Origin of the sequence: Kytococcus aerolatus (genome assembly GCF_900187395.1) — a bacterium.
In the GTDB taxonomy this organism is placed as follows: Bacteria; Actinomycetota; Actinomycetes; order Actinomycetales; family Dermatophilaceae; genus Kytococcus; species Kytococcus aerolatus.
This window is the reverse complement of sequence record NZ_FYEZ01000002.1, coordinates 74476-86570: the sequence shown is the minus strand read 5'-3', so window position 1 is coordinate 86570 and position 12095 is coordinate 74476. Positions and strand designations below refer to the sequence as shown.

At 73.1% G+C, this 12095-nt stretch carries 10 protein-coding genes; 4 read left to right on the top strand and 6 right to left on the bottom strand.

Going from position 1 to position 12095, the window contains the following annotated elements:
- Nucleotides 1-347: 347 nt before the first annotated feature.
- Nucleotides 348-1004 carry an MOSC domain-containing protein gene (locus CFT82_RS07340; RefSeq protein ID WP_088818443.1) on the bottom strand — a complete coding sequence of 219 codons (657 nt, stop codon included), beginning with the start codon at nt 1002-1004 and terminating at the stop codon, nt 348-350.
- A gap of 70 nt (nt 1005-1074) precedes the next feature.
- On the opposite strand from CFT82_RS07340, the gene CFT82_RS07335 reads away from it, so the two are divergent.
- The gene (locus CFT82_RS07335) at nt 1075-2781 is read left to right on the top strand and encodes a DUF885 domain-containing protein (protein WP_088818442.1); all 1707 of its coding nucleotides are present in this window, start codon (nt 1075-1077) and stop codon (nt 2779-2781) included.
- 13 nt (nt 2782-2794) lie between these two features.
- On the opposite strand, the gene CFT82_RS07330 is transcribed toward CFT82_RS07335, so the two are convergent.
- Nucleotides 2795-3427, bottom strand: coding sequence for a hypothetical protein (locus CFT82_RS07330; RefSeq protein WP_088818441.1), 633 nt, complete (start codon nt 3425-3427; stop codon nt 2795-2797).
- A 53-nt stretch (nt 3428-3480) separates the two neighbouring features.
- Here CFT82_RS07330 and CFT82_RS07325 point away from each other — a divergent pair, with 53 nt between their 5' ends.
- Genes CFT82_RS07325 through CFT82_RS07315 form a run of 3 tightly spaced genes read left to right on the top strand, consistent with a single transcriptional unit; the run spans nt 3481 to nt 7845 of the window.
- On the top strand, nt 3481-5295 hold the full coding sequence (locus tag CFT82_RS07325; protein ID WP_088818440.1) for an ATP-binding cassette domain-containing protein: 1815 nt from the start codon (nt 3481-3483) through the stop codon (nt 5293-5295).
- A complete protein-coding gene (locus CFT82_RS12205) occupies nt 5285-7075 on the top strand; it encodes an ABC transporter ATP-binding protein (protein WP_088818439.1) in 1791 nt (596 codons plus the stop codon). The genes CFT82_RS07325 and CFT82_RS12205 overlap by 11 nt, the downstream gene beginning before the upstream one ends.
- A gap of 20 nt (nt 7076-7095) precedes the next feature.
- A complete protein-coding gene (locus CFT82_RS07315; protein ID WP_088818438.1) occupies nt 7096-7845 on the top strand; it encodes a Maf family protein in 750 nt (249 codons plus the stop codon).
- A gap of 44 nt (nt 7846-7889) precedes the next feature.
- Here CFT82_RS07315 and CFT82_RS07310 read toward each other — a convergent pair whose 3' ends face one another.
- The 4 genes from CFT82_RS07310 to CFT82_RS07295 form a co-directional block, all read right to left on the bottom strand.
- Complete coding sequence (locus CFT82_RS07310) at nt 7890-8699, bottom strand: ABC transporter ATP-binding protein (RefSeq protein WP_088818826.1); 810 nt, start codon at nt 8697-8699, stop codon at nt 7890-7892.
- Between the two features lie 95 nt (nt 8700-8794).
- Nucleotides 8795-9835 carry a FecCD family ABC transporter permease gene (locus CFT82_RS07305; protein WP_088818437.1) on the bottom strand — a complete coding sequence of 347 codons (1041 nt, stop codon included), beginning with the start codon at nt 9833-9835 and terminating at the stop codon, nt 8795-8797.
- Nucleotides 9832-10896: a FecCD family ABC transporter permease gene (locus CFT82_RS07300; RefSeq protein WP_088818436.1), complete on the bottom strand. Its 1065-nt coding sequence runs from the start codon at nt 10894-10896 to the stop codon at nt 9832-9834. The genes CFT82_RS07305 and CFT82_RS07300 overlap by 4 nt, the downstream gene beginning before the upstream one ends.
- A gap of 28 nt (nt 10897-10924) precedes the next feature.
- Nucleotides 10925-12076 carry an iron-siderophore ABC transporter substrate-binding protein gene (locus CFT82_RS07295; protein WP_088818435.1) on the bottom strand — a complete coding sequence of 384 codons (1152 nt, stop codon included), beginning with the start codon at nt 12074-12076 and terminating at the stop codon, nt 10925-10927.
- Nucleotides 12077-12095 lie beyond the last annotated feature (19 nt).

Genomic DNA, 12095 nt, shown 5'->3' with positions numbered 1-12095 from the left:
GACCCCCAAGACCGCGCGAGCCACGTCCGCGTGCCCCTCCGCTGCCCTCACAAGAAGGCCCTGCGTGGGGCTCCATGCCCCGGCCTCGCGGAGGGCCTCACGCGTGGTGGTGCACCCGTCCGGGGTGGGCACTCGGTGACCGCGCCCCGTGCGGTAGGCCGTGAACTGTGATCTGGGCATGCCCAGATGGTGGCCGCGGTGGCGATCCGGAGGTGGCCGCCGTCCACAGGGTCGGGCCGGCCCCAACCGGGAGCAACCGGTTGCTCCTGTGACAGTTGTGGGGTCGATTGGTTGCTCCCGGTTGGGGGTGTGACAGGACCGGGGTCGACCGGTTGCCCCTCGAGGTGTCAGCCGCGGCGGGCGAGGGCCTCCACGTGGCGCTGGTGGTACATCTCCGGCAGGCAGGCCGCCTCCACCAGCGCCCGCGAGGCGTCCAGGTCCCCCATCGCGCCGGCGAAGGCCACCGCCATGGTCACCCCGTGATCCGGGGCCGGCCCCAGCCGCAGCACGTCCCCAGCGGCCACCCGCCCGGGCCGCAGCACCCGGAAGTAGGCCCCGCAGCAGCCCCGGGCCGTCCAACGTCGGACCCACCCGGGCTCCCCCATCCACGCCCCGAAGGTCCGGCAGGGCTGCCGCGGGATCGACACCTCCAGCACCACCGACCCCACCTCCACGCGCTGGTTGATGACGAGCTCCCGCAGGTCGATCCCCCCGGTGGTGAGGTTCTCCCCGAACACCCCGTCCGGCATCTCCCGACCCAGCTCGTCCGCCCAGTGGTCGAGCTCCTCCCGTGCCGCCGCGTACACCGCCTTCTGGGCTCCCCCGTGGTGCTCGACGTCCCCCACCGTGTCCCCCACGACGCCGGGCCCGTCCCCGTACGACGGCCCGGGCGCGAAGAGCTCCAGCGCCTCCACCGGTCGCTTGTCGATGCCGCTCACGCGCTCCGCGCCCCCGGGGTCGGGCTGCGGGTGGGCGAGGTTGACCGATCGCACGCGGGGTTCCATACCCGCACCCTAGTGACGGGGCGAGTCCATGCCCGCACCCTCGTGACGGGCCGGGGCATAGGCTCGCCCCATGACCGACGTGACGCAGACCACGCGCGAGAAGACCGCCATCGACCGGATCGCCGACGAGCACCTCGCCACCGAGGTGGTCCTCTCCCCCCTGACCGCCACCTTCATCGGGCTGCCCGGCGACGAGACGCAGCTCGACGACGTCTCCCCCGAGGGCCTCGAGGAGCAGGCCTCGCTGGTGCGCGGCACGCTCGCCAAGCTGGCCGAGGCCGAGCCGGTCGACGACGTGGACCGCGTGACGCTGGAGGCCATGCAGGAGCGGCTCGGACTGGAGCTGGAGATGCACGAGGCGCTCATCCCCCACGCCTCGCTGAACAACATCGCCTCGCCGCTGCAGTCCTTCCGCGACGTGTTCGACCTGATGGCCACCGACACCGCCGAGCAGTGGCAGACCATCGCCCAGCGTCTCGGGGCCGTCGAGGGCGCGCTGGACGGCTGGTTCGCCTCGTTGGCGTACGCCACCGAGCGGGGCCGGGTGCCGGCGGCCCGCCAGGTCCGCGCGTGCATCGGCCAGTGCGAGGACAACTCCGCCGACGGCGGCTTCTTCGACACCTTCGCCGCCGGGGCCCGCCTGGCCGACGGCGGCGAGCTGCCCACCGAGGTCCAGGAGCTGCTCACCACGAACGCCGCCGCGGCCAAGGCCGCCTACGCGGCGGCCGGGAAGCGCCTGACCGAGGAGGTGCTGCCCACCGCCCGCGCGGAGGACGCCTGCGGCATCGAGGACTACCGCCTGCACTCGCGCTACTTCCTGGGGGCGGAGATCGACCTCGAGGAGACCTACCGCTGGGGCCAGGAGGAACTCGCCCGCATCGACGGGCTGATGCTCGAGACCGCCCAGCAGATCAAGCCCGGCTCCACGGTCAAGGAGGCCGTGGAGGTCCTCGACGCCGACCCGGCCTACCAGCTGCACGGCAAGGACGCCCTGCGCGAGTGGATGCAGGGCAAGGCCGACGAGGTCATCGAGAAGCTGGGCGGCACGCACTTCGACGTCCCCGAGCCGGTGCGCACCATCGAGTGCATGATCGCCCCCACCGAGACTGGCGGGATCTACTACACCGGCCCGAGCGACGACTTCTCCCGCCCGGGGCGCATGTGGTGGTCGGTGCCCAAGGGCGTCACGCAGTTCTCCGCCTGGCGCGAGCTGACGACCGTCTACCACGAGGGCGTGCCGGGCCACCACCTCCAGGTGGCGCAGACGGTGTACCGCAAGGAGCTGCTCAACGACTGGCGCCGCCTGGCCGCCTGGACCTCCGGCCACGGCGAGGGCTGGGCGCTGTACTCCGAGTGGCTCATGGCCGACCTGGGCTGGATGAACGACCCAGGCAACCGGATGGGCCTGCTCGACGGGCAGGTGCTGCGGGCCGCCCGCGTGGTGCTGGACATCGGCTTCCACTGCGGCTTCGAGGCCCCGGCCGAGGTCGGCGGCGGTGCGTGGGACTACGACAAGGCGTGGACCTTCCTCACCAACCACGTGAACACCGAGGAGGGCTTCCTCCGCTTCGAGCTCGACCGCTACCTGGGCTGGCCGGGGCAGGCCCCGAGCTACAAGATCGGCGAGCGCCTGTGGCTGGAGCTGCGCGACGAGTGCCGGGCCCGTGCCGAGGCCCGGGGCGAGGAGTTCGACCTCAAGGCCTTCCACCGTCGCGCACTGGACCTCGGCGGCATGGGGCTGGACACCCTGCGCGAGGCGGTGCTGCGAGGCGCCTGAGGCGGGCCGGGGCCTAGCCCCGCTCGTCGGGCGTCATGGCCACCAGGGCCAGGTAGGTCGAACGCCCCGGCCCCGGCCTCCGGCCCCCGCAGCGCTCGGACCACCGCCGCAGGACCGCACCCAGCTCCTCGGCCAGCTCGTGGGCCTCGGCGTCGTCGAGGTACAGGCCGACGCTGCTGTGGATGCTGTCGCGACGCGAGCGCCGCTCCGGCAGCTCCGGGGTCGGGGTGTTCGAGACCGACACCCCGGCCTGCCCCACCGTCTGGTGCACCAGCAAGGACATCGGGTTCTCCGCGAGCACGGCCTGCCGCAGGGCCTCGCCCAGGTGGCGGTGGTGCCGGTCCATCATCCGCTCGAAGTGTCCCTCGGGCAGGTGCTCGGGCCGCACCACGAAGCGCTGGGCCACGGTCCGGTAGAGCCGGATCGGCCGCCCGGCGCGGGCCCGTTCCTCCACCACCTCGAGCAGTCCCAGCTCGCACCAGCGCCGGGTCCAGTAGTGCACGCGGGCGATCGGCTCCTCCAGGTGCTCCGCGGCCTCGGCGACGGCGCGGGGCCCGGCGAAGTAGGGCGCCAGGTAGTGCACCCCACGCCCGGCCGACAGGGCACGCACGGCCACCGGGTCGCTGACCTCCAGCTCCTCCACCATCTACTCAGGATAATCCGTTGTGGTCGAAGTAGCCCTCCCCGCAGACTCTCGCCATGCCTGAGATCCTGCGCCGGGAGGCGCTCTACTGGAAGCACGCCTGGCGCGCGGCCCCCGGTCGGCTGGTGGTCGCCTGGACCCTGGTCCTGGGGATCGCCGCGTCGACCTTCGCCTCCATCCACGCCACCGCCCGCCTGGTCGGTGCCCTGGAGCGTGGCGCCCCCGCGGCCGAGCTGCACCGCTGGCTGCTCCTCGCCGTCCTCGCCTTCGCGCTGACCCCGGTGCTCTCGGCCCTCCTGCAGTGGGCCGGCGCCTCCCACCAGGCCGCGATGACGACCGACCAGCTGCACCGGCTCGGCGCCCTGGCCGACGCACCGCACGGCATCGCCCACCTGGAGGACTCCGAGCGCGCCGGCGCCCTCACCGCGGACCTGCGCAGCCAGTTCGGGCTGACGGCCACCCAGATGTCCTGGATCTCGCTGGGCATCCGCGCGCAGGGCATCGCGGCGCTGGCCGTCCTCGTCCAGTGGTCCCCGTGGGCGGCTCTGGCGCTGCTGGCCGGGCAGCTCCTCCTCGGCCAGCTCTTCACCCGGTACGTCCAGATCGTGCAGGCCGATCTGATCGAGGCCGAGTCCACCGAGCGCCGCCACGCCGGGTACCTCCACGGGTTGCTGCTGGACCGCTCGGCCGGCAAGGAGGTCCGCCTCTTCGGCCTCACCGACCACCTGCTGGCCGGTCACGCCCGGATCTGGCGGGACGCCCAGCAGGGGGTGGAGAGCCGTCGCAACGCGGCGATGTGGCCGGCCCTCCTCGGCAGCCTGGTCACCCTGGCCACGATCGGCGGCACCGTGGCCTGGGTCGCCCGCCAGGCGTGGGTCGGCGCGGCGGACGCGCAGACCGTGATGGCGATCATCATGGCCCTGGTCGGCATCGTCTCGCTGGGCCCGCTGGGCGACCTCTCGGCCGCCAGCGCCCGGGCCCGGCTCTACGCCGGCCGGCTGGAGGAGCTCGAGACCACGGCCGGTGAGGCCGCCCCGCGGGCCGCTCGCCGACCCGCGGCCGGCGCCGCCGCGGTGCACCTGGACCGGGTCTCCTTCACCTACCCGGGGGCCAGCGCCCCCACCCTGCGCGAGCTCTCGCTGGAGATCCCGGCCGGGCAGTCCCTGGCCATCGTGGGCGTCAACGGCGTGGGCAAGTCGACCCTGCTCAAGCTCCTCACCGGCCTGCACCGCCCCGATGCCGGGACCGTCCGCATCGACGAGACCGACCCGGGCACCGACGACGCGGCCCGGCAGCGCGTGGCCGTGATCTTCCAGGACTTCGCCCGTTACCACCTGAGCCTGCGGGAGAACGTCCTGCTCGGGGCGCCCACCGCCCGGGAGGCCGGGGGCGAGCAGGCCGACGCCGCGGTGGGCCGCGCCCTGGAGGCCGCCGCCTCCACGGCGCTGCTGGACCGCATCGGCTCCCCGGACACCCCGCTCGACCCGGGGTACGAGGGCGGCACGGACCTCTCCGGCGGGCAGTGGCAGCGGGTCGCCCTGGCCCGGGCGCTGGCCGCCGTCGAGGAGGGGGCCGGGGTGCTGGTGCTCGACGAGCCGACCGCCGCCCTCGACGTCCGCGTGGAGGCCGAGCTCTTCGAGCAACTGCTGCGCGCCGCCGGGCACCTCACCACGATCCTCGTCAGCCACCGGCTCTCCAGCGTGCGCCGGGCCGAGCGGATCGTCGTGCTGGGGCCCGAGGGGATCGTCGAGGACGGCAGCCACGACGAGCTCCTCGCGGCCGGCGGCGAGTACGCCCGGATGTTCACCCTGCAGGCCAGCCGGTTCGCCGGCGGGGCCCCTGCCTCCGAGGAGACCCCCGATGCGCACTGACGTCCCCCAGCCCGCCGCCCTGACCTCCGCCTGGTTCGTCACCCGCGCCGCCTGGCGCAACGGGCCGCTGGCCTTCTGCCTGAGCCTGCTCGAACCGCTGGCCAACGTGCTGGGGGCGATGAGCCCGCTGTTCATCGGGATGGTCGTGGCCGGCGCCATCGAGCACGACGCCACCCGGCTGACGCTGGGCACCGTCGGTCTGGTCGGCTCGATGGGGCTGCTCTCGACGCTGGTCCTCACCGGCCTCACCCAGCGGATGCACGTCAACGACCGGCTGGGCTTCGAGTTCGACCAGCGCAGCGGCCGCCAGTCCGGGACCACCCCCACGCTGGACCACCTGGTGGACCCGGCGCACCGGGACACGCTGCAGGTGCTCACCGAGCGCCGCGGCGCGATGGGGCTGGCCTTCCAGAGCCTGGTCAACCTGCTCAACAACGTCGGCTCGGTCGCCGCGAGCCTGGTGGTGGCCTTCCTCGTCGACCCCCGCCTGCTGCTGCTCGGCATCGGGCTGGTGCCGGCGCTGTGGGCGGCCCGGAAGGTCACCACCTGGGATGCCGAGGGTGAGGAGCGCTCGGCGCCGCAGGGGCGCCTCTCCGGCCACCTGCTGGAGGCCCGGAGCACCCCCGCCTCGGCCGCGGAGCTGCGGGTCATGGGGGCCCGGGACCACCTGGCACGGCTCTCGGAGGAGGCCACCCGCTCCTGGCGCCGCCCCGTCCTGCGGGCCGAGCGCCGCGGCGCGCTGCTCAACGCGACGGTCTCCACGCTCTACCTGGCCGCCGGCGGGACGGTGCTGTGGTGGATGCTGCAGGACGTCCTGGCCGGTCGCCTCGGCCCGGGGACGGTGGCGGCGGCGATCGTCGTCGTCTCCGAGCTGCCCCAGCAGGCCACCCAGCTGCTCGGGGTGAGCTTCCAGGCCGCCCGGTCGACCCGCATCGGGCGACGGGCCCTGTGGCTGGAGCGCTACGCGGAGGCCAGCACCCACCCCGGGGAGCTGCCGCCCCCGCCCGGCTTGGTCGACGGCATCCGCCTCGAGGGCGTCACCTTCACCTACCCCGGTGCGCAACGGCCGACCTTCACCGGGCTCGACCTGCACCTGCCGGCCGGGGCCACCGTGGCCGTGGTCGGGGAGAACGGTGCGGGCAAGTCCACCCTGGTCAACCTGCTGACCGGTATGTACTCCCTCGATGCCGGGCAGGTGCTAGTAGATGGAGTGCCGTTGACCGAGCTGGACCTGGAGGCCTGGCGCGCCCGCTGCTCGGGGGCCTTCCAGGACCACGTGGCGCTCCACACCACCGCCCGCGAGGCCATCCGGGTGGGGGCGCTGGAGGCGCCGGAGGACGACGCCATCGTGCACGCGGCTCTCGAACGGGCCGCCGCGACCGACGTGCTGCGCGCTCTGCCGGACGGGCTGGACACGCCGCTGGGGCCGGAGCACGGCGGCGTGGGGCTCTCCGGCGGGCAGTGGCAGCGGCTGGCCATCGCCCGCGGCATGATGCGGACCGCTCCCCTGCTGCAGGTCCTCGACGAGCCCACCAGCGCGCTCGACCCGGCCACCGAGCACGCGCTCTTCGACGGGTTCGCCGAGGCCGGTCGGCGCAGTCGGGCCGAGGGCGGCATCACCCTGCTCATCACGCACCGGTTCTCCACCGTCTCGGCCGCGGACCTGGTGGTGGTCCTCCACGAGGGCCAGGTGGCCGAGATGGGCACGCACGACGAGCTCCTGGCCGCCGGCGGGCGCTATGCCGAGCTCTACGCCCTCCAGGCCTCGGGTTACCGGTGAGGCGCACTACCCTCGGGCGCATGACGCAGCCGCCGCAGGACAGCATCGCCTCCGCACCCCTCCAGTCCGCACCACACGAGCCCGCACCGACCGATGTGGTCACCGAGCTCCCACCGGGTCAGCACCTGGTGCTGGCCAGCCAGTCGGAGTCCCGGCGAGCCTTGCTGCAGGCGGCCGGCATCGAGCCGCGGGTCCACGCCTCTGGGGTGGACGAGGAGGCGGCCCTCGCGGCGGCCGAGGAGGCGCTCGGAGAGCAGCTGGCCCCTGACGAGGTGGCCCTGACCCTGGCGCGCGCCAAGTGCGAGGCGGTGGCCGACGAGCTGGCCGAGGACGCCGACGCATGGGTCGTCATCGGCTGCGACTCGGTGCTGGAGATCGACGGCGAGTCTTTCGGCAAGCCCGGCACCCCCGAGGTGGCGACCGAGCGCTGGCGGGCGATGCGGGGTCGCGCCGGTGTGCTCCACTCCGGGCACTGGCTGGTGGACCTGCGCGACACCGATCCCGAGGGCGAGGCCGGGTCCGGCGCGACCCTCGGCGCGGTGTCCTCCACGACCCTGCACTTCGCGGACGTGACCGACGAGGAGATCGACGCCTACGTGGCCACCGGCGAGCCGCTCCACGTGGCCGGGGCGTTCACCCTCGAGGGCCGGGCCGGGGCCTTCATCACCCGCGTCGAGGGCGAGCCGAGCGGCGTGCAGGGCCTCTCCCTGCCGGTCCTGCGCGAGCTGCTCGACGCCGCCGGACTCGGCATCCACGAGCTCTGGGGCTGAGGGAGCCGCCCAGGACGCGATCCCGGATGGTCTCCCCCCCTCCGTCAGGCGGCCTCGCCCGCCGGGCGGTGGTGCCGCCCGATCGGCACCATGAGCGGAGTGCCGGACACCGGGTCGACCATCACCTGGCTGTCGATGCCGAACAGCCGCCGCACCGTCTGCGGCGTCATGACGGCCTGCGGCGAGCCCTCGGCCACCACCTGCCCGTCCGCCATCGCTACCAGGTGGTCGGCGTAGCGGGCAGCCAGGTTGAGATCGTGCAGGACCATGACCACCGTGGTGCCCTCGCGCTGGTTGAGGTCTAGCAGCAGGTCCAGCACCTCCACCTGGTGGCTCACGTCCAGGTAGGTCGTCGGCTCGTCCAGGAGCAGTACCCCGGTGCGCTGCGCGAGCGCCAGCGCGATCCACACACGCTGGCGCTGACCACCGGAGAGTTCGTCCACCGACCGATCGGCCAGCGCCCCGGTGTTCGTGGCGTCCAGAGCGGCGGCCACGGCTTCATCGTCCTCGGCGCTCCAGCGGCCGAACATCCCCAGGTGCGGGTGCCGGCCACGGCCCACCAGGTCGCTCACAGAGATGCCCTCGGGCGCCACCGGCGTCTGCGGCAGCAGCCCCAGCTGGCGGGCCACCTGGCGGGCGGGCATCCGATGGATCGCCTCCCCCTCCAGCAGCACCTGCCCCGTCCGGGGGCGCAGCAGCCGCGACATCGAGCGCAGCAGCGTGGACTTGCCGCAGGCGTTCGGCCCCACCACCACGGTCACCTGACCCCGGGGGATGACCAGGTCCAGCTCCTCGACCACCACGCGGTCCTGGTAGCCCACGCTCAGCCCGCGGGCCTCCAGCGCGCCCGGCACCTGGCCCGCCTCGGTCTCGGTGTCCGGTGCCACAGACTCCGATGCGGCGCGCGCGCCGGTGGCCTCCTCGGCCGAGGTCGTCGTCTCAGCAGGGTTCACAGATGGCCTCCAGTGCGGTTCACGCGGACGATGAGGTACAGCAGGTAGGGCGCACCGAGCACGCCGGTCACGACGCCCACCGGGTAGCGGTGTGGCAGCAGGTTCTGGCCGACCCAGTCGGCCCCCACCACGAGGACCGCGCCGGTGAGCGCAGCCGGCAGCAGCAGCGAGCCGCTGTTGCCCATGAGGCGGGCCGTGATGGGCCCAGCCAGGAAGGCCACGAACGCGATGGGCCCGGTGGCCGCCGTGGCGATGCAGATCAGCGTGACGGCCACCATGATCGTCACCAGGCGGCTGCGGTCCACCCGCACCCCCAGGGCGTTCGCGGCGTCGTCACCGAGCTGCCCGACACCGATCTCGCGGGTCCGGCTCAGCAGCACGGCGCCGAGCACCACCACGGCGATCGTCGGTGGGGTGGTGACCTGCCAGGTGGCGCCGTTCAGGCTGCCGGTGAGCCACCGCAGGGCTTCGGCGAGCTGCCCTCGCCCGGCCTCCTCGAGCTGGATGGCCACGACGCTCTGCAGCATGGCCGCCACCCCGATGCCGATGAGCACCAGGCGTGTCCCGTGCAGACCGCCGCGCCAGGCCAGCAGGTAGACGCCGAGCGCCACGGCCATCCCGGCGGTGACAGCCAGCAGGGAGACCTGCGTGTCGCTCCAGCCCAGGCTCACGATGCCGACCGATGCCGCCGCGCTCGCACCGGCGGTGATGCCCACCACGTCGGGGCTCGCCAGCGGGTTGCGCAGCAGGGTCTGGAAGGTGGTGCCGGCCAGGCCGAAGGCCGCACCGGCTACGACCGCCAGCACCACGCGGGGCAGGCGCAGGGTGCCGACGATGAAGTCCGCGCCTCCGGCGTCCACGCCGCGGATGACCCTCCACACCTCGGCCAGGGAGTAGTTCGTGTCACCGCGGGTGAGGGTCAGGACGACCAGGCCCACCAGGATCGCGGCCAGCAGCACCACCTGCGCCCACCACCGGCGCAGCCGGCCGATGCGGGCCGTGCGCACACGGCTCAGGGTCGAGACCTCGGCGCTCACAGCTCCCTCACCGTCCGACGACGCACGATGGCGATGAACACCGGGGCTCCCACCAGCGCAGTGATGATGCCGACGTCCATCTCCGCGGGCGGGTGCACCACACGACCCAGCACGTCAGCACCGGTGAGCAGGATCGCCCCGCCCACGGCGCTGTAGGGCACCAGCCAGCGGTGGTCCACCCCGGCCAGCATCCGGCAGGTGTGCGGCACCACCAGCCCCACGAAGCCGATCGGGCCGGCCACCGCGGTGGTGGCGCCGCACAGCACGACGGCAGCGGCACTGGCCAGCAGGCGGGTCGTCCAGACCCGCTCCCCCAGGGAGGCCGCCATCTCGTCGCCCAGCCCGAGGGTGTTCATGCCGCGCGCCATGAGCCAGGCCAGCACCAGCCCCACCAGCAGGAAGGGCAGCACCCGCACCAGCACCGCCTGCGTGGCACCGCCCACGCCGCCGATCTGCCAGGAGATCACGTTCATGCCGATGTCTTGACGTGGCAGCACCACTGCCGAGACGAAGGCGCTCAGCGCGATGGTGAACGCCGCCCCCGCCAGGGTCAGCTTGAGCGGCGTGGGCCCACCCGCGCCCAGCGATCCGACCAGGTAGACGATCACCGCGGTGAGCCCGGCTCCGGCGATGGCCACCCAGATGAAGCTCGTGGGCAGGGCCAGGCCGAACCAGGCGATGCCGGTGGTCACGGCCAGGGAGGCACCCGCGTTGACGCCGAGGATCCCAGGGTCGGCCAGCGGGTTGCGCGTCACCGCCTGCATCGCGAGCCCGGAGACCGCGAGGGACGCTCCGGCGATGACCGCCAGCCCGGTCCGTGGGATGCGCTTGGCGACCGCCGCCTCGTCGAAGCCCTCGGCGCGGCCGTTCAGGGCTGCCCACACCGCATCGAGCGTCACCGCCCGCGAGCCGATGGTGATCGACAGCCAGCAGGTCACCAGGAGGGTAGCCACCAGGCCGCCCAGGACCAGCGTCCGCAGGACGCGCGAGCGACGCCGCCCCTGCGGCGTCGCGGAACTCTCACCCTCGCGGGAGGGGACCAGCGTCCCCTCCCGCGACATCGTGGCACCTGAGCTCACTCGGAACGGCTCACTTCTTCTCGGAGGAGGAACCCTTGCCCTCCGAGACACCGCTGCCCTTGCCCTCGAGCGCCTCGGCGATCTTCTCCACGTAGAGCTCGGTGGTCTCGGGGATGGAGAGGATGGTCGGGTTCGCTGCAGCGCCCTCAGCCTTCTCGCCGTCCAGGGCCACGACGGCCTTGTTCTTCACGGCCGGCAGCTGGGAGAGCACCGGGTCGGCGGCCAGCGCCTCGTAGAGCTCGGTGCCGCCGTAGGTCACGATGACGTCGACGTCCTTGAGTTCGTCGGCGTTCTCGGTGCTGATGGTGCCTGCGTACTTGCCCTCTTCGGTGTGGCGCTTGATGCTCTCGGGGGTCTTCATGCCGAGGTCCTCGAAGAACTTCGCCCGGGCGTCCTCGGCGGAGTAGAAGTTGATCTCCGAGAGGTCGGTGAGGTCGACGTGGGTCATGAGCATGACGCTCTTGCCCTTGATCTCGGGGTGCTTCTCGACCGCCTTCTCGATCTCCCTGCGGGCGTCCTCGACAAGCTTCTCCCCCTCTTCCTCCTTGCCCAGACCGCGGGCGTTCTGCATCGTGGCGTCGTCCCACTCGGTGGCCCAGACGTCATCCGGGTAGGCGATGGTGGGGGCGATGTCGCTGAGCGTGTTGTAGTCCTCCTTGGAGAGGCCCGAGTACCCGGCGAGGATGACGTCCGGCTCGGTCTTGGCGATCGCCTCGAAGTCGTAGCCGTCGGTCTCGTCGAAGAGCACCGGCTCCTCGCCGCCCAGCTCTTCCAGGGCGCTCTCGACCCACGGCTGGACGCCGTCGCCGTCGTCGTCACCCCAGGTCATCTTGCTCATGCCCACCGGCACGATGCCGAGGGCCAGCGGGGTCTCCTGGTTGGCCCAGTCGACGGTGGCCACGCGCTCGATCTTGTCGGGCACCGGGGTCTCGCCGAAGGCGTGCTCGACGACCTGGCCGCCAGCCCCCTCCTCCCCGCCCTTGCCCGCCTTGCCGGACTCGGACTCGTTGCCGGACTCAGGCTTTTCGCTGGACTTCTCGCCATTCGAGGTGGTGTCACCGCCTTCCTCCTCGCCGCTGCAGCCGGCGAGCGTGAGGGCCAGGACAGCAGTCAGGGCCAGAGAACGGGTGGGCGTGGCACGACGGTGGGCCGAACGCAGCATGAGACAGGACCTTCCATGG

Bases quoted from the DNA above. Each gene is read 5' to 3' on its own strand.
- CFT82_RS07300 (WP_088818436.1), bottom strand. From the start codon at position 10,896: ATGTCGCGGGAGGGGACGCTGGTCCCCTCCCGCGAGGGTGAGAGTTCC.
- CFT82_RS07340 (WP_088818443.1), bottom strand. From the start codon at position 1,004: ATGGAACCCCGCGTGCGATCGGTCAACCTCGCCCACCCGCAGCCCGAC.
- CFT82_RS07315 (WP_088818438.1), top strand. From the start codon at position 7,096: ATGACGCAGCCGCCGCAGGACAGCATCGCCTCCGCACCCCTCCAGTCC.
- CFT82_RS07295 (WP_088818435.1), bottom strand. From the start codon at position 12,076: ATGCTGCGTTCGGCCCACCGTCGTGCCACGCCCACCCGTTCTCTGGCC.
- CFT82_RS12205 (WP_088818439.1), top strand. From the start codon at position 5,285: ATGCGCACTGACGTCCCCCAGCCCGCCGCCCTGACCTCCGCCTGGTTC.
- CFT82_RS07335 (WP_088818442.1), top strand. From the start codon at position 1,075: ATGACCGACGTGACGCAGACCACGCGCGAGAAGACCGCCATCGACCGG.
- CFT82_RS07330 (WP_088818441.1), bottom strand. From the start codon at position 3,427: ATGGTGGAGGAGCTGGAGGTCAGCGACCCGGTGGCCGTGCGTGCCCTG.
- CFT82_RS07325 (WP_088818440.1), top strand. From the start codon at position 3,481: ATGCCTGAGATCCTGCGCCGGGAGGCGCTCTACTGGAAGCACGCCTGG.